Annotated in this window: 14 protein-coding genes, 1 tRNA gene and 3 pseudogenes; 10 read left to right on the top strand and 8 right to left on the bottom strand. The window is 64.6% G+C overall.

From position 1 onward, the window contains the following. Positions 1 to 295 precede the first annotated feature (295 nt). Together FFS23_RS12220 and FFS23_RS12215 are read right to left on the bottom strand one after the other, a co-directional pair. The gene (locus tag FFS23_RS12220) at positions 296 to 739 is read right to left on the bottom strand and encodes a GNAT family N-acetyltransferase (protein ID WP_212742956.1); all 444 of its coding nucleotides are present in this window, start codon (positions 737 to 739) and stop codon (positions 296 to 298) included. Between the two features lie 211 nt (positions 740 to 950). Continuing rightward, the gene (locus tag FFS23_RS12215; protein ID WP_171009466.1) at positions 951 to 2420 is read right to left on the bottom strand and encodes a serine hydrolase; all 1470 of its coding nucleotides are present in this window, start codon (positions 2418 to 2420) and stop codon (positions 951 to 953) included. 244 nt (positions 2421 to 2664) lie between these two features. On the opposite strand from FFS23_RS12215, the gene FFS23_RS12210 reads away from it, so the two are divergent. Continuing rightward, positions 2665 to 4065, top strand: coding sequence for an alpha/beta hydrolase (locus FFS23_RS12210; protein WP_137898805.1), 1401 nt, complete (start codon positions 2665 to 2667; stop codon positions 4063 to 4065). Positions 4066 to 4095: 30 nt separating this feature from the next. Here the strand turns inward: FFS23_RS12210 and FFS23_RS20285 are convergent, their stop codons facing one another. Both FFS23_RS20285 and FFS23_RS20280 read right to left on the bottom strand, forming a co-directional pair. After that, positions 4096 to 4521 (bottom strand): dihydrodipicolinate synthase family protein, encoded by a 426-nt coding sequence (locus FFS23_RS20285; protein WP_212742955.1) that lies wholly within the window; start codon positions 4519 to 4521, stop codon positions 4096 to 4098. Beyond that, positions 4518 to 4988 carry a dihydrodipicolinate synthase family protein gene (locus tag FFS23_RS20280; protein WP_212742954.1) on the bottom strand — a complete coding sequence of 157 codons (471 nt, stop codon included), beginning with the start codon at positions 4986 to 4988 and terminating at the stop codon, positions 4518 to 4520. The genes FFS23_RS20285 and FFS23_RS20280 overlap by 4 nt, the downstream gene beginning before the upstream one ends. A gap of 498 nt (positions 4989 to 5486) precedes the next feature. Here FFS23_RS20280 and FFS23_RS20605 point away from each other — a divergent pair. After that, positions 5487 to 6740, top strand: a pseudogene (locus FFS23_RS20605) (IS256 family transposase). 109 nt (positions 6741 to 6849) lie between these two features. Here the strand turns inward: FFS23_RS20605 and tnpB are convergent. The 3 genes and pseudogenes from tnpB to FFS23_RS20600 form a co-directional block, all read right to left on the bottom strand. After that, positions 6850 to 7142: pseudogene (gene tnpB, locus FFS23_RS12190) on the bottom strand (IS66 family insertion sequence element accessory protein TnpB). Positions 7143 to 7192: 50 nt separating this feature from the next. Further along, on the bottom strand, positions 7193 to 7465 hold the full coding sequence (locus FFS23_RS12185; RefSeq protein ID WP_137898804.1) for a hypothetical protein: 273 nt from the start codon (positions 7463 to 7465) through the stop codon (positions 7193 to 7195). Between the two features lie 327 nt (positions 7466 to 7792). Continuing rightward, positions 7793 to 8059: pseudogene (locus tag FFS23_RS20600) on the bottom strand (transposase); the annotation flags it as partial. 405 nt (positions 8060 to 8464) lie between these two features. Between FFS23_RS20600 and FFS23_RS12175 the strand changes: the two are divergent. The 8 genes from FFS23_RS12175 (at position 8465) to FFS23_RS12140 (ending at position 15678) form a co-directional block, all read left to right on the top strand. Next, positions 8465 to 9388, top strand: a complete 924-nt coding sequence (locus FFS23_RS12175) for a family 2A encapsulin nanocompartment shell protein (RefSeq protein ID WP_137898803.1) — start codon at positions 8465 to 8467, stop codon at positions 9386 to 9388. Between the two features lie 16 nt (positions 9389 to 9404). Further along, entirely contained in the window at positions 9405 to 11159 is a 1755-nt protein-coding gene (locus FFS23_RS12170; protein WP_249340653.1) for a cysteine desulfurase, read from the top strand. 126 nt (positions 11160 to 11285) lie between these two features. Next, a complete protein-coding gene (gene epsC, locus FFS23_RS12165) occupies positions 11286 to 12287 on the top strand; it encodes a serine O-acetyltransferase EpsC (RefSeq protein WP_249340652.1) in 1002 nt (333 codons plus the stop codon). Between the two features lie 168 nt (positions 12288 to 12455). Next, positions 12456 to 13670, top strand: a complete 1215-nt coding sequence (locus tag FFS23_RS12160) for an OmpP1/FadL family transporter (RefSeq protein ID WP_249340651.1) — start codon at positions 12456 to 12458, stop codon at positions 13668 to 13670. Between the two features lie 13 nt (positions 13671 to 13683). Further along, positions 13684 to 14103 (top strand): YeeE/YedE family protein, encoded by a 420-nt coding sequence (locus tag FFS23_RS12155; protein WP_137898800.1) that lies wholly within the window; start codon positions 13684 to 13686, stop codon positions 14101 to 14103. Then, positions 14100 to 14483, top strand: a complete 384-nt coding sequence (locus FFS23_RS12150; RefSeq protein WP_137898799.1) for a DUF6691 family protein — start codon at positions 14100 to 14102, stop codon at positions 14481 to 14483. Before FFS23_RS12155 ends, FFS23_RS12150 begins: the two co-directional genes overlap by 4 nt. A gap of 271 nt (positions 14484 to 14754) precedes the next feature. Continuing rightward, positions 14755 to 15303, top strand: coding sequence for an MFS transporter (locus tag FFS23_RS12145; protein WP_137898798.1), 549 nt, complete (start codon positions 14755 to 14757; stop codon positions 15301 to 15303). After that, the gene (locus FFS23_RS12140) at positions 15304 to 15678 is read left to right on the top strand and encodes an MFS transporter (protein ID WP_137898797.1); all 375 of its coding nucleotides are present in this window, start codon (positions 15304 to 15306) and stop codon (positions 15676 to 15678) included. It abuts the gene before it with no gap. Positions 15679 to 15681: 3 nt separating this feature from the next. Here the strand turns inward: FFS23_RS12140 and FFS23_RS12135 are convergent. Further along, positions 15682 to 15758 (bottom strand) — tRNA-Met (locus tag FFS23_RS12135). Between the last annotated feature and the right edge of the window lie 36 nt (positions 15759 to 15794).

Genomic DNA, 15794 nt, shown 5'->3' with positions numbered 1-15794 from the left:
TGCTTGGTGACCAATGCGTCACATGATTGTGTCAAACGCAAGTGATCTGGAGCATGCCATCTGATCGCACTGGCGTCATCGCACGACGCATCCAACCTCAGGTGTCAGGCGGTCTGCGCCGAATAACGGCATTGGGCTCTTAGCGGCCGCGCAAGACCACAATGAACGAATGTCCGAGTTTGGGAAGTAGGGAGCGCGATCCAAACGTCCGCAATCGGGTCCTTCCCGACGTTTGACCCAATGGGAATGCCCCGGCCGTCTTGCGAACCGTTCCCAATCGGGAAGCGTTTTCGTGTCAGGTCAACGGGATGCCATAAGCGCAGAATTTGTCGTCGCGTGTCCACCCGGCCTTTTCATAAAGCGACTGGGCGATCGTGTTGGTGACGGCGGTAGAGAGCGAAAGCCGCGCTGCGCCAACGTTCCGGCCATATTCACATGCCCCGTCCAGCAATATGCGTGCCGCCCCCATACCGCGCGCGTCAGGGGAGACGAACAGGTCATTGAGGATGAACGTGCGGGCGAGCCTTGCTGACGAGAAAGAAGGAAATAGTTGTACGAAACCAACCGCCCGGCCTCCTTCACAAGCCAGCAGGATGATGGACTGCTGATGTTCGAAGCGGTCGAACAGGAACGATCGCACGCCGATCAGGTCGGACGGCTGCTCATAAAATTGGCGATAGGCGTCGAACAACGGCACCAGTGTGTCCAGATCGGCAATGGTGGCCTGGCGAACGGTCAACGACGGCGACTCCCACAACGATTTATTCGTCCGACGGCGAGCGGAACGGCGACAGCACGATAATCGATAATCCGCGTCGGCGATTGCCGCCAGCTTTCCCGAAACTCGCTTCCGGCGGAACGGCGTCCGACCCCTCGATCACCAGTCCTTTTTAGGGAGCTGCGGTATCAACGCGCCACCCCCGCAGCGCCGCTCGTCGTCCTGATCCGAACTAATTTGGCCGTGTTCGCGGCGCTTCCAGCTTCTCCAGGTGCTCGGTCGCATTGCCGTTGCCGGGGTTAAGGATCAGCGATCGTTTGAAATGCTCGATCGCACCGGCGCGGTCGCCCGTCGCCTCCAGCGCTTCGGCCAGGCTGTCATGCGCGTTCCAGCTTCCGGGGTTATTGGCCGCGTTTAGCCTGAAGATGGCAAGAGCCTGATCCGGCTGCTCCTGCTCGCGCAGCTTGTAGCCCCAGGCGTTCAGTTCGGCCTCGCTCGGCTTTGCCTGCATCGAACGCAATATGCGCGGTGCCTGCTGGAAACCACGGCGAAGCAGTTCGGCACGAAATGCCTTCACGGCCCGCGGCAGGCCGAAGCCGTCGGCCTCGTGCATCCCGGGAATATAATAGGCGGCAACCTCATCGATGAAATATTCGGGGTTGGCGCCCTGAAGGTTGGTCAGCACGACGACGGACAGGTCATCTTTCGGATAGACGAAGAAAGCCGATCGCATCCCGCCGATCGGGCCGGCCGCAGGATGGTCGGTCCGCATCGTCACCGGCCAGCCCAGCCCCGATCCGTTGAGCAGCGCGTTGGTCCCCGCCGTGGTGCCGTCGTTCAGCACGATCGGCGTCCATAAGGCGGTGACGCTGGCCTTGTCCTTCAGGAGCTTGCCGGACTGGAGCGCGATCAGCCATTTCGCCACATCGTCGGCCGTGGAGAGGATGCCTGCCCCTGTCCTGAAATAGCCCGGAAAGGTCGCGTAGGTCGCCAACAGCCGGTCGCCTTTCCGCCAGACGCCATCGGTGTTGGCGAGATAGGAATAGCTGCGCGCCGTCTGGGGCACGACGTCGGAGGAATCGCCAAACCGGGTATGCACCATCCCGGCAGGCGCGAACTGCTGTTTCGCGATGAACGCCGCAAACGGCATGCCACTCAGCTTGTCGATGATCCGGCCCAGCATGACGTAGCCGGTCTGGTTATAGCTGTATCGTGCCCCCGCCTTGAACTCGAGCGGCAGCGTCTTCACCGCCGCCCATGCCGACGCCTCCGTGCCGTCACCGATCAGATGTTCCTTGTCATCGATGATGTTCGGCAACCCCGACACGTGCGAAAGGACTTGCCGGATCGTGATCGCCCGCCACGCCGGCGGCAGGTCATCGAGATATTTGGAAACCGGATCGTCGACCCGCAGCTTGCCTGCCTCGGAGAGCTGCATGATCGCGACGCCCGTGAACGCCTTGGTGCAGGAATTGATCGAGAAGATGCTGGACGTGGTAGCGGGCACGTCATGCTCAACATCGGCGATGCCATAGGCTGCCGATGCCACGATCGTCCCATGCTGTACGACGGCGACCTGAAGCGCCGGTATGTGCTCCTTCCGCATCTTCGCCTTGAGGAACGCCGCCAACCCTTCGCCCGGGACCTGGGCACAAGCAGGCGTCGCGAACAGGAGGAAAGCCGCCAGAACCAGCGTGTTCATGCGATGACCCCGAAGGAGAAAGCCTGCCGTCATCCTCGCATATGTGTATTACTATGACAACACGGTTCGACGTATTGAGGATCGCTACGATGGCAAACCCGTCTCATGGTCTGATCGCGCTGGTTGAAAGGGCATCTGACGCTTGCCATAGTGTATTGGTGATGTAATACAGTGGTGACGACGGCATCAGGGAACTATCGTCATACGAAGCAACCTCGCCAAGCTACCCATCATCGTCGCTCTCATGATGATCGCGACGGCGGCACATGCGTCCGATGCCAAGCGTCCCGCGCCGAGCTTCGAGAAAGCCGAATGCGCCGTGAAGGTGATGCCCGGCGAGCGGATCGAATGTGGCGTCCTGTATGTGCCGGAGAACCGGCGAAAGGTGCGCACTCGCACGATCAGCCTGCCGGTGATGATCTTTCGCAGCACCTCCGCCACCCCCGCGGCCGATCCGGTCGTCTATCTCCCCGGCGGGCCGGGCCTGAGCAGCATCGACGGGCGCACGACGGGCAAAGGCAATCCGTTCCTGATGGAACGCGACCTGATCCTACTCGAAGGACGGGGCAACGCATTTGCTCGCCCGTCGCTGGCGTGTCCCGATATCAACGTCCTCCGCGCGCAGAACGCGGATCCTGCCAGGCAGACCGAGGCGGTCGCACGGTGTCGGGCGGCACTGGTCGCATCCGGGGTCGACCTCGATGGCTATACCTCGGCCGAAGCCGCCGACGACCTCGATGCTCTCCGCCGGCTGCTGGGTATCCGGCAATGGAATTTGATCGGCTTTTCGTACGGCACGCGCCTCGCGCAGACGGTGCTGCAACGCCATCCCGAGGGGCTGCGGAGCGTCGTGCTGGATTCGGTCCTGCCGATCGACGTCAACTACGACGAAACCGCCGCGTCTTCGCTGCGACGGGCGATCGACGCCTTGCTGGCCGCGTGCGCGAACGACCCGGCGTGCGACACCCGATATCCTGACCTTCGCGCTCGCTTCGCGACGCTAGTTGCCGACGCCGATCGGAGCGGGGTAGCGACGCCGGACCGTATGTTGCGTGGTCGCGATATCGTCGAAGCCGTCGGCGCGGGTCTGCAGCAGCCCGCCACCATCCCTGCGCTGCCGGGGATCGTCAGCGAGGCGACAGAAGGACGGCTGGCCGGATTGCTGCCGCTGACCCGACAGACTCCATCAAGTTTCAACTGGGGGTTGCGCCTGTCGATCTGGTGCGGCGAGGAGATGCCGTTCGAGACGGTTTCGCGGATGGCCTCGCAGTCGTCCCCGTCGCTGGGCCTGGGTGACGTGGATAATCGTACCGCCACGCCCGAAATGTGTGCCGCATGGCGCGTGTCACCCGCTGACGCGAAGGCGAACGAGCCGGTGAAAAGCGACGTTTCGGTTCTCGTTCTCGCCGGAGAGTTCGATCCCGTCACCCCTCCCGCCTGGGGGCGTCGCCTGCTCCGCACCATGCCGAACGCGCGGTTCGTGCAGATACCCGGTCAGTCGCATGGGGCGATGTTCAACCGGTGCGGCGGCCAGATGACTCTGGCGTTCCTTCGTGATTCTGGCGCGCGCCTGAGCGGGGACTGTATCGCGAAACTGCCGGGAACCGTCTTCGGTCCCGATGCGGGGCCGCACCGCCGCCCATGAAGCGAGCGCGACCGCACCGGCGACGAGGGTTCAGACGCCGAGGCGATCAAGCGCCGCATGGACGGCGGCCACGGCCGGAGCCGGTGCCCTCATGAGCGGCAGCGGTGGGTCACCGACGGACAGCGCGAGTCGGTCTGCGATCGCGTACATGAGACGCATGCTCCCATGTGCCTTGAACAGCGCCCACAGCGGAGCGAATGCCGCGTCCATCGCTTCGGCTTCGTCCCGGCGTCCCGCCTGAGCTGCTCGCGTCAGACGGAGGGCCGGTTCGGGCAGCAGACCGGCAACGACGCTGTACCAGGCTGCGCCCCCGGCCAGTAGCGACGCGGTCGCGCCCCAATCACCGCTGTAGCTGATCGCAAACGTCTCCGGCGTCATCGCCCGCAGTCTGGCCAGTTCGGCGACATAGTCCGCATCCGCCGGCAGCGGCATCTTGATCGCGGCTATGCCCGTCACGCTGCCAGATCGGCAATCAGTGCATCGGAGAAGGTAAAGCCGGCCGTGCCGGGATTGTTGTAGATGCAAAGCGGCAGCGCGGTCGCTCCGGCGACCGCGCGGTAGTGGGCCGCTGCCTCGTCCTGCTTCAAAGGGAAATAGGACATGGGTGCGAGCAGCAGCCCGCTTGCGCCCGCGCGCTCCGCGTTGCGGGCCAGTTCGACCGCCCAGCCTGTCCGCAGCGCCCCGACGCCAACGATGACAGGCACACGTCCGCCCGCAGCTTCGATGCCGGCCGCAATCGCACGGATGCGCTCGGCACGATCGAGATAAGCGTAACTCCCCGTGCTGCCGAGCAGGCCGATCGAGTCGACACCAGCGTTCGCGAGACGATCGACCAATATCCCCAGCGCGTCCGTATCGACGACGCCATCGGCATTGGCGGGCGTGAGCGGAAAGGCCGATAGGCCGGTAAACAGCGGGGACATGGACGAGCCTTCAGTAACGAACGATGCGGTTCAGGTTCGTGCATACAATGACCAGCATCATCTTCGTTATTCCCGTTTTACCATTTCAGATGGGCCGTGGTCGCGCCGCACGCCGCGGCGGCTCCATTGCCACCGGTGCAGGCTGTCGGTGACCGGCAGTGCAAGGTGTTTGGCAATCAGAGCAGTGGCCGCGTGACCCTATTTTTGAAACAGATGATTTTGCCGTGATCACCTTGCCTACACGCAACGGGGTATCCGCTTCGTCGAGGAACCTCGATCATAACCTTATGGCATCGTGGCCGTCTTCAGAGACTTTTATGGCAATCGCTGGGACCTGATCGAGCCTGTCGCCGTCAAAGGATGATTCCCGTTTTCCGATCGTTTTCCGGACAGGCCTGTGCTGGCAGACAGGAAGGAGTATTTCCGGCATCACCCTTCCCTTGGTCCTGAATGAATGACCGGAGGTGGGAAACAGGCGGACGGCCTTGGTCACCGGAAATGGCAATCGACAAGGACGTACTGGACCAGCTTCTGGCAGGTCGTGATCCGCAGGAGTTGTTCGCCAAAGACGGTCTGCTCGACGAGCTGAAAAAGGCGCTGTCGGAGCGGATGCTGTCAGCGGAGCTCGACGATCATCTGAAAAACGAAGGCGCCACAGGCAGCAGCAACCGGCGCAACGGGTCGTCGAGGAAGACGATGCTGACGGGCACGTCGAAGGTGACGCTGGACGTGCCGCGCGACCGGGCGGGGACGTTCGACCCCAAGCTTATCGCCAAGTACCAACGCCGTTTCCCCGACTTCGACGACAGCGCGCCGGACAGGGCATGATCCGGGGGATCATGCCCCGGCAAGCCGTCTCGCTGTACGCACGTCGCATGACGGTGCGCGAGATCCGGGGACAACTTAAGGAACTGTACGGGATCGATGTCTCGCCCGACCTGATCTCCAGCGTCACCGATGCGGTGCTGGAGGCGGTTGCCGAATGGCAGGGCCAGCCGCTCGACACCTGCTATCCGCTGGTGTTCTTCGACGCGATCCGGGTGAAGATCCGGGACAAAAGGTTCGTCCGGAACAAGGCGGTGTACATCGCGCTGGGCATTCAGCCAGACGACACGAAACCAGACGGCACGAAAGAGGTGCTCGGCATCTGGATCGAACAGACCGAGGGTGCCAAATTCTGGCTACGCGTCATGAACGAGCTCAAGAACCGCGGCGTCGCCGACATCCTGATCGCCGTCGTTGACGGCCTGAAGGGGTTCCCCGAGGCGATCAACGTCGTCTTCCCCGAAACCGTCGTCCAGACCTGCATCGTCCATCTGATCCGCAACAGCATGAGCTTTGCGTCCTGGAAGGAGCGCAAATTCATCGCCCAAGCGCTGCGCGGCGTCTAGCGGGCCGAGCGCCGGAAGCCGGCATGGCGGCGCTGGAGGCGTTCGAGGAAGGCCCCTGGGGCCACAAACACCCGGCCATCGCCATGAGCCGGCGGCGGACTGGGACCAAGTCATCCCGTTCTTCGCATTTCCCGAGGGCGTTCGCCGGATCATCTACACGACGAACGCCATCGAGGCCCTGAATTCGAAGGTTCGCCGTGCCGTCCGCACCCGCGGCCATTTCCCCGGTGACGATGCCGCGATGAAACTGCTATATCTCGTGCTCCATCACGCGGCGGATGAATGGAAACGTCCACCGCGCGAATGGGGTGAGGCCAAAAGCCAGTTCGCCGTGATCTTCGAAGAGCGCTTCGTCATCTGATGACGATAACCGGCCTCCCGCACAAAATTCCTGACAGTCCCGGCGACAAGCCCACTTATACCGGAACAATCGTGCCGATACACGTGAAAGCCGCAGGAAAGCGTGCTTTTTACCAGGCCAGTACCGGTTGCGAGGACCGGATCGGATGCCGCCAGTCCACCCCTTCGAGCAGCATCGACAACTGCGCCGGGGTCAGTACCGCGACACCGTCCGCGGTCGCCGGCCAGAGGAACCGGCCCCGCTCCAGGCGCTTGGCATGGAGCACCAGCCTCTAGCCGTCCACCACAGCAGCTTGACCAGATCACCGCGCCTGCCCCGGAAGGCGTACACCGCACCACCAAACGGATCCTGGCGCAGCCGCTGCTGCACCAGCGCGACCAGCCCGTCGAACCCCTTACGCATGTCCGTGACCCCGGCCGCCAGATACACCCGGACGCCGCTAGGCGGCCCGATCAAGCAAAACCGGCCAGCACGGCCTTCAGCACCCGCGCGTCGATGGGAGGGGCCAGGCGGATGCGCTGCCCGGCCGGGCCGACCACTTCCACCACACCCGGTCCAAGCGGTTCCGGCTGCGGCGCCATAGGTACGTTCGCCACTTCGACCGGCACGAACGCCGCGCCCGGCAAGGGCAATGCTTCGCTCGCGACCCCGTCGCGCAGCAGCGTGCGTCGCCAGCGGTACACCAGCGACGTGCACACCCGGTGTCGCCGCGCCACGTCCAGCACGCTTGCCCCCGGGCATCATCGCCTCCGACACAATCCGCGCCTTGTCATCGTCGCTGAACCGTCGTCGCGGCTCAGGCCCATTCATCTCGATAATTCGCGTTGCCATGATGCCGCACCGGTGTCTGCCACAGTGCCGCACCTGTGGCTTGCGCATCACCTCGTCAGCAAGGCGGAGAAGACCGGACGCTTACGATGATCGTCGAGCTCTGCTGACAGCATCCGCTCCGACAGCGCCTTCTTCAGCTTGTCGAGCCTTCTGATGCCGTGGAATGCCGACCGCCCAGCATAACCCCCGCGCGCTCAGGCCCTGCCGGAACGATGCCGACAGACCAATGCGTCCGCCTGCCGCCACGAGATCGCCTCCAGCGGCGCACGATCCCAGAGAGCCGCGCCGATGAAATGGTGCAGCCGGCCATAGTTCAAGCCGTCGGCCCGCGCCGCCATGGGCTGGATGCTCTTGCGATCCCCGGGGCCGATCAATCCAGAGATATAGGCCGGACACATCCATCGCCGCGTCCTGTTGCCCGAGGCAGCGAGGTACGGCTCAATCCAGCACTCCAGATCGTCCCGCCAGTCCCCATCCCCAGTCCCCATCCATCGCCAGCCTCCAATACAGGCGGCTACCTACGAATCATGCATCTCCCCCTCTGGCAATCCCGAAACCTATTCTTCTGCCAAAGCAGTGCCAGCCAAGGAAGCACCTATCGCCGCTTCAAAGCGCCCCCGTCGCCTTTGTCGTGTTAAAGTAACCATCACGTCGCAAGGCTCGGATGGCGAACCGGACCGTTGAAGATAGCGATGGCATTGCCCCTTCGACAACATTCTGTAATTGCGAAACTATTACATCGATAAAGGTTCAACTACTCAATCCAATAAACACTTCCATACTTCAATTGACAGATGCCCGACTCATGTAGTATCTGCCAAGATATCAGTTCAAGTCAGTTTCCCCTATGGTAACTGCTTGTTTATGATAGAATATTTAAAATGGAGTCTTTGATGGCCGCGGAAGTTTCTATACCTACCGCGCTCGGGGACGTGGCGGCGCGGCAATTGGCCAATGCGACCAAAACGACCGCGCAGCTCTCCACGATCTCCCCACGCTGGCTGGTTCACTTCCTCGAATGGGTGCCGGTCGAGGCGGGCATCTTTCGCCTGAACAAGGTTAAGGAAGAAAGCGCGATCGAGGTCGAGTGTTCGGCACGGGATGAGCGGATACTGCCCAAGACGTTCGTGGATTATGATGAAAATCCGCGCGAGATCCTGTTGAGTGCGGTCAACTCGGTGGTCGAGGTCCATACGCGCGTCGCTGATCTCTACAGCGCTCCTTATCACCAGACCGCGGAACAATTGCGTCTGACGATCGAAACGATCAAGGAACGTCAGGAATCGGAGCTGATCAACAATCCGGAATACGGCCTGATCGCCAACACCAATTCAGCCAACCGGCTGAAGACGCGCAACGGCCGCCCGACGCCGGACGATCTGGACGAGATACTGGCGCGCGTTTGGAAGCAACCGGCCTTCTTCCTGGCGCATCCGCTTGCCATCGCAGCCTTCGGGCGTGAATGCACCCGTCGTGGCGTGCCGCCGCCCACGGTCAACATCTTCGGATCGCCGTTTCTGACGTGGCGCGGTATCCCGCTCGTCCCGTCGGACAAGATCCGTATCGAAGGCGGCAAGACCAAGATCCTGCTGCTCCGCACCGGCCAGGCCAAGCAGGGCGTGATCGGCCTCTATCAGCCGAACCTGCCCGGCGAACAAAGCATCGGCCTTTCGGTGCGCTTCATGGGGATCAACAGCAAGGCGATCTCGTCCTACCTGATCTCGCTCTATTGCTCGCTGGCCGTCCTCACCGACGACGCGGTCGCCGTGCTGGACGACGTGGATGTGGGACTTTACCATGAATATCAGTACAACTGATCGGCCCGACGCGTCGATGTCCGTGCCTTCGGCGGGCGAGGACGAGCGGGTGCTCGCCCGGATCGCCAGCGCGCTGTTCTCCGCGCTGCCCGGGCAGACTGCGGCGGTCGGCGCGCCCGGTGGCGAAGGGTGGCCCGACGCCGCTCCCGACGGCGTCGGGCCACAACCCGTCGCCGTTCCGCCCGCCGCGCTCGGCGGCGCGGACGTTCGTGACCTGGATCAGGCATTGCCGACCTATGCGCGCGCGCCGACCATGGACGCGCCGCTCCTGTCTGCTCCGCCTGCGCTGGGCGGGTTCGGCCGCGTCGGAGCACCGGATTATGGCAGCCTGTCGTTCGCCGATCAGCATGGCGTGGCGGGCGGGCTGGATCCGGCGGACGTGCCGCTTGCCTTGGCTGCGAATCCGTCGCTGACGGGCGGCTACGGATATTCCGCGGCGACGATCCAGGGCGGCGACGAATTCTATTTCCTCCGCGCGGACCCGGCGGCGCCCGCACCGGTCGCGCAGCCGGCATTCGAACCGCTGCCGGTCGCAGCGTCCAAGCCGGACGCCGCACCGGCGGGGGGCTTCTACGACGCAAAGCGCATTCGCGAAGACTTTCCCATCCTTCGCGAACGGGTCGGCGGCAAGCCGCTCGTCTGGCTCGACAATGGCGCCACCACCCAGAAGCCGAAGGCGGTCATCGACCGGATCGCCTGGTTCTACGCGCACGAGAATTCGAACATCCATCGTGCGGCGCACGAACTGGCGGCCCGGGCGACCGACGCCTATGAAGATGCCCGCGCCACCGTAGCCCGGTTCCTGGGCGCGCCGTCGCCCGACACGATCGTCTTCACGCGCGGCACCACCGAGGCGATCAACCTCGTCGCGCAGACCTGGGGTCGCCAGAACCTGCGCCGTGGGGACGCGATCATCCTGTCGCGACTGGAACATCATGCCAATATCGTCCCCTGGGTGCGATTGGCGGAGGAACTGGGCTTTTCGATCCGCATCGCGCCGGTCGACGACCGCGGTGACATCATCGTCGAGGATTATGCCCGCCTGCTCGACGGCGACGTCAAGCTCGTCGCCTTCACCCAGGTGTCGAATGCGCTGGGTACGGTGACGCCGGCGAAGATTATGACCGAACTGGCCCATGCCGCAGGTGCGCTGGTGCTGCTGGACGGCGCGCAGAGCGTCTCGCACATGCCGGTCGACGTGAAGGCGCTGAACCCCGATTTTCTGGTATTCTCGGGGCATAAAATCTATGGTCCGACCGGCATCGGTGCGCTGTACGGGCGCAAGGAACTGCTGGATGCGATGCCGCCGTGGCAGGGCGGCGGCAATATGATCGAGGACGTCACCTTCGAACATATCCGCTACCATGGCGCGCCGATGCGGTTCGAGGCGGGGACCGGCAACATCGCCGACGCGGCCGGCCTGGCCTCGGCGCTCGACTATGTCCTCGCACTCGGCCGCGAGGCGATCTGCGCGCATGAGCATATGTTGATCGCTTATGCCGAGCATCAGTTGCGCGCCCAGCCGGGCGTGAGGATCATCGGCGAGCCAGCCCAACGTGCCGGCGTAATCTCGTTCGTGGTCGACGGGCATGACGTTCCCCATGTCGGCCGCGCCCTGAGCCGGGAGGGGATCGCAGTGCGCGCCGGGCATCATTGCGCGCAGCCGATCCTGCGGCGGATGGGCGTGGAGGCGACGGTGCGCCCCTCGTTCGGCGTCTACAACACGATCGAGGATGTCGATGCGCTCGTTCGCGTGCTCAAGGCGCTTTGAGGCGGTGAACGCCGCGATCGGTGCGGCGCGGTCGCACGTCATGGGCGCCCGCGCTGGCCGTTCGCCGCGCGGGGGCCGGTTCGCCATAAGGAGAGCGCAACGCGAGCGCGCCGGTCGTTGCGGACAATGAGCGGGATGTTGCGCGCCGGCCCGGATGACCAAAGCCCCGACGCGGCCTGGTCGATCGATGCGATCGGACGGGAATTGCGCGATGCCCGCGAAGAATGGCGCGCGCGCCACCGGCGTGACCCGCAATCGGGCTTTCCGTCGCGCCGGGCGGTGCGGGCGATCGTCGACGACCTGTCGGCGGCACTGTTCCCGTCGCGGCTGGGACAGGACGACGACGGCGCGCGCGACGAAGACGGCTATGTCCACGATATGCTGGAGCGCGCGCTGGGCCGCCTGACCACGCAGGTTCGTCGCGAGTGGATCTACGAGGCCGGGCCGGATGCGGACGACACGGCGCCGGCGCGTGCGATCGTCGGCCGCTTTGCCCGACGGCTGCCGGCGATCAGGCGGCTGCTCGACAGCGATGTCGAGGCGGCGTTTGCCGGCGATCCGGCGGCGCGCAGCGTTGACGAGATCCTGCTCTGTTACCCCGGTATGACGGCGACAATCTACTACCGGCTGGCGCACGAACTGCATCGTGGCGGCGCGCCGCTGATCGCGCGGATCATCGCGGACATCGCGCATTCCGACACGGCGATCGATATCCATCCGGGCGCGACGATCAGCGACCGCTTCTTCATCGATCACGGCACCGGCGTGGTCATCGGCGAAACCGCGGTGATCGGCCGGGGCGTGCGCATCTATCAGGCGGTCACGCTGGGCGCGCGCAGCTTCCCGCGCGATGAAAATGGGGCGCTGAGCAAGGGAATCGCGCGCCATCCGCTGATCGGTGACGATGTCATCATCTATGCCGGCGCGACGATCCTTGGGCGGGTAACGATCGGCGCGGGGTCGGTGATCGGTGGCAATGTCTGGCTGACCGAGGATGTGGCGCCGGGCAGCGTGATCCATCAGGCGCTGGCGGAGCGCGAACGGGGCGGTGCGGCGATCCCGAACGGCCGTGTCCTGCCGGAACGCGTCGCACCCGTACGCCGCGCCGATGCCGGGGTGCCCGGCTGATCGCGACAAGTTCGCGTTTGGTCGCGGCAAATTAAGCTGGCGTGTAGCGCAGCGCGTTCCTGTCATATTCATATAAGGTATACGACGACAGGGATGACGGCGATCGTGATGTCCAGGTTTTCGAGGCGCGGCGGTACGATAGCCGCGAAGTTCGCTATTGCGCTTGGCGTGCTGGGCCACGGCGGGGCGGCGCAGGCGACCGACGGTTACTTCCTGAGCGGCGTAGGCACCAAGGCAAAGGGCGAAGCGGGCGTCGCGATCGCACTGCCGCAAGACGCACTGTCGATCGCCGCCAATCCTGCCGCTGCGACCGAGCTGGGTGATCGCCTGGATGGCGGGATCGAGCTGTTCATTCCCGATCGTGGTGCGACGATCCGCGGCAACGGCGCGGGGGCGGACGGAAATTTTAGCGGGAACGGTGCCAATCCGTTCGTGCTGCCCGAGGTCGGCTATGTCCGTCAGCTGTCGGAAAAGGTCGCCATCGGTATTGCTCTGTATGGCGGCGGCGGCATGAACACGACCTATGCGCGCAATCCCTTCGCCAGCTTCGGCGCGAAGGGGGCAGCGGGGGTCGATCTGAAACAGATGCTGGTCGCGCCGACGCTCGCGGTGAAAGCACTGCCCGGCCAGAGCATCGGGGTGCCGCCGCTGCTGGCGGTGCAGATCTTCAGCGCGACGGGGTTGCAGCCGTTTGCCGCACAGTCGCTCGATCCTGCACGGTTTACCGACAAGGGCGCCAATTGGGCGGTGGCGACCGGAGTCCGGTTGGGCTGGCTGGGGCATTTTGGCAGCCGGGTCACGCTCGGCGCCTTCTATCAGTCGAAGCTGCGCTCGCGCCGCTTCGACGATTATGCCGGCCTGTTTCCCGGGCATGGCCGCTTCGACGTTCCGGCTTCTTACGGCGCCGGGCTGTCGATACGGCCCATCCGGGCGCTGACGTTGTCGGGCGACGTGAAGCGGATCGATTATGCCGGCGTCGCCGCAGTCGGCAACCCGCTGTCGCGGCTGTTTGCGGGCAATCTGTTCGGCAGCGACGATGGTCCGGGGTTCGGCTGGCGCGACATCACCGTCTACAAGGCGGGGATCGGCTATACGATTGATTCGCACTGGACGGTGCGGGCCGGCTATGGGCGCTCCGGCAATCCGGTGCCGGCGTCGCAGACCTTGCTGAACATCCTCGCGCCCGGGGTCGTGCAGTCGCATTACACGGCTGGTGCGACCTGGACGTCGCGATCGGGAGTCGAGGTCACCGGCTATGTCATGCGCGCGCCGCGCAACCGGGTCGCGGGCAGCGGGTCGATCCCGATCCCGTTCGGCGGTGGCGAGGCGGATATCGATCTTGCCGAAACGTCGCTGGGCCTGTCCTTCGGCAAGCGGTTCTGAGCATCGCACGCCAATGCTTTATTCGCTTCTGTATCCCATCGCGGGTGGTGTGTTGATCGGCCTTGCCGCGGGCGGCTTCATGCTGGCGTCGGGTGAGATAGCCGGGATCAGCGGCATCGCCCGACACGCGCTCGTCGGACCCGGGCGGGGCTGGCGGCTGGCGTTCGTCGCCGGGCTGGTCGCGGCAGGCGAGATGCTGGCCTGGTACGCCCCCGATGCGGCGAGCGCGTCATTCGCTGCGCTGTCGCTATCCAGGGCGTTGCTCGCCGGCCTGCTGGTCGGGGCGGGCGCGGGCCTTGCGAACGGCTGCACCAGCGGTCACGGTATCTGCGGTCTGGCACGGATGTCGCCGCGCTCGCTGGTGGCGGTGCCGGTCTTCATGGCGACCGCCGCGCTGACGGTCTGGCTGATCCGGCATGGCGGTATGCGATGAAATTGGTGCCGGCGGCGCTCTTCGGGCTGCTTTTCGGCTTGGGCCTCGCTTTGTCGGGCATGGCTGACCCGGCGCGTGTTCTGGGCTTTCTCGATGTGGCGGGTGCCTGGGATCCCGGGCTCGCCTTCGTGATGGCCGCGGCGGTATCGACCGCCGCGCCCCTGTTCGCGCTGGCGGGACGTCGCTATGGCATCGCGGCAAGCGCACCGGCCACGCGGATGGATTTCCGACTGATCGGGGGGGCGGCGATCTTCGGCATCGGCTGGGGCCTTGCCGGCATCTGTCCCGGTCCGGCGCTCGTCGATCTGGCGCTCGCGCCATGGCGGCTGCTCCCGTTCCTAGGCGCAATGATCCTGGGCCTGCTGCTCGCCCGGCGTTGAGCAGATCGCAAGCCCTGCGGCGGGAACTCGCTGCCGCTTGCGGCGGCGTATCGGGGTCGGTGCATAGAATGGACCCGGATTGATCTTCCCCCGGTTCGCCATAGACACTGATGGACGAGTTCGACCTTCAGGCGACGGAAGAAACCCTTCATCGCGACACTATCGTAGCAAGTGCCGGTGCGGCTCATCGAAAGCGTCGCGCTGCGCAATCGACCACCACTGGCGATCGAGGGTGGATTTCACCGCTGGCCGGTATAGCGCGGCGTCGCCGATGAGCTATATCGCGCCGAAATCGGGCAGCCAGGATGTGCCGATCGCCCCGGGAAATCATGCCGAACTCGGTGGTTCCGAAACGCAGGCGATGACCACAAGCTTGTCCGACGTCGATAGTACCGCCACCCACCCGACCGAACCACGCACGATCCCACCCGCTGCATGGTTGCTGGCGGTAACGACCTTCGCGATCATCAGTTCGGAATTCATGGTTGCTGGGATGCTGCCGACGCTGGCGCGGGCATTCCAGGTTTCGATCGGAGCGATCGGTTTTCTGATTTCGCTTTATGCGGTCGGCATGGCGGTTGGCGGACCGTTGGTCACCGCGCTGCTGCTCCACCGCAAGGTTCCGCACAAGCGCGGGCTGGTATGGCTGCTGGCCCTGTTCCTCGGCGGCAGCCTGATAGCGGCGACCGCACAGGGCTATACGGCGATGGCCCTCGGCGGGATCATCCAGGGGGTGGCCAGCGCCGGCTATTTCGGCGTTGCCCTGACGATCTGCGCCGAACTGGTCGCCCCTGATCGGCGCGGCCGGGCGTCATCCTAAGTGCTGGCGGGGCTGATGCTCTCGCCGGTGGCGGGCGTACCGACGCTGGCGCTGATCGCCGAGGCGGCGGGATGGCAGGCGGCGTTCTGGACGATCGTCGCGATCACGCTCGTCTGCATCGCCTTGATCGCCACCGGCCTCCCCGCCTCGCCCCCCGACGCGTTGCGCAGCCTGATTGGGCGTGTGAGCCTGCTTCCCGGAACGCGACGCGGCGAAATGAACGCAACGCTCCACGGTGAGTTCGGCGCAATCCCGGCCGCGTCGAGGCGCGACAGCAGGCTGAAAACGACGAAACGCCCGGAGCGGCGCTCACGGGCGTTTCGAGAAGAGAACTTGATCGAAGCCGACATTCGACCTTGCCTCGAATGTCGGTGACGGTGGTTGCGGGGACAGGATTTGAACCTGTGACCTTCAGGTTATGAGCCTGACGAGCTACCGGGCTGCTCCACCCCGCGACAGGGTTGTGACGCGAACGCCCCCGCTGTTTGGGC

Source organism: Sphingomonas sp. 2SG (genome assembly GCF_005503285.1).
Taxonomy (GTDB): domain Bacteria; phylum Pseudomonadota; class Alphaproteobacteria; order Sphingomonadales; family Sphingomonadaceae; genus Sphingomonas; species Sphingomonas taxi.
Note: the sequence above shows the minus strand (reverse complement) of the source record. Positions and strands in the feature narration are given on the sequence as shown.

Coding starts and splice junctions, on each gene's coding strand:
- FFS23_RS12175 (WP_137898803.1), top strand. CDS start 8,465: ATGGCCGCGGAAGTTTCTATACCTACCGCGCTCGGGGACGTGGCGGCG.
- FFS23_RS12215 (WP_171009466.1), bottom strand. CDS start 2,420: ATGAACACGCTGGTTCTGGCGGCTTTCCTCCTGTTCGCGACGCCTGCT.
- FFS23_RS12155 (WP_137898800.1), top strand. CDS start 13,684: ATGCTTTATTCGCTTCTGTATCCCATCGCGGGTGGTGTGTTGATCGGC.
- FFS23_RS12150 (WP_137898799.1), top strand. CDS start 14,100: ATGAAATTGGTGCCGGCGGCGCTCTTCGGGCTGCTTTTCGGCTTGGGC.
- FFS23_RS12170 (WP_249340653.1), top strand. CDS start 9,405: ATGTCCGTGCCTTCGGCGGGCGAGGACGAGCGGGTGCTCGCCCGGATC.
- FFS23_RS12145 (WP_137898798.1), top strand. CDS start 14,755: ATGAGCTATATCGCGCCGAAATCGGGCAGCCAGGATGTGCCGATCGCC.
- FFS23_RS12210 (WP_137898805.1), top strand. CDS start 2,665: ATGATGATCGCGACGGCGGCACATGCGTCCGATGCCAAGCGTCCCGCG.
- FFS23_RS20280 (WP_212742954.1), bottom strand. CDS start 4,988: ATGTCCCCGCTGTTTACCGGCCTATCGGCCTTTCCGCTCACGCCCGCC.
- epsC (WP_249340652.1), top strand. CDS start 11,286: ATGAGCGGGATGTTGCGCGCCGGCCCGGATGACCAAAGCCCCGACGCG.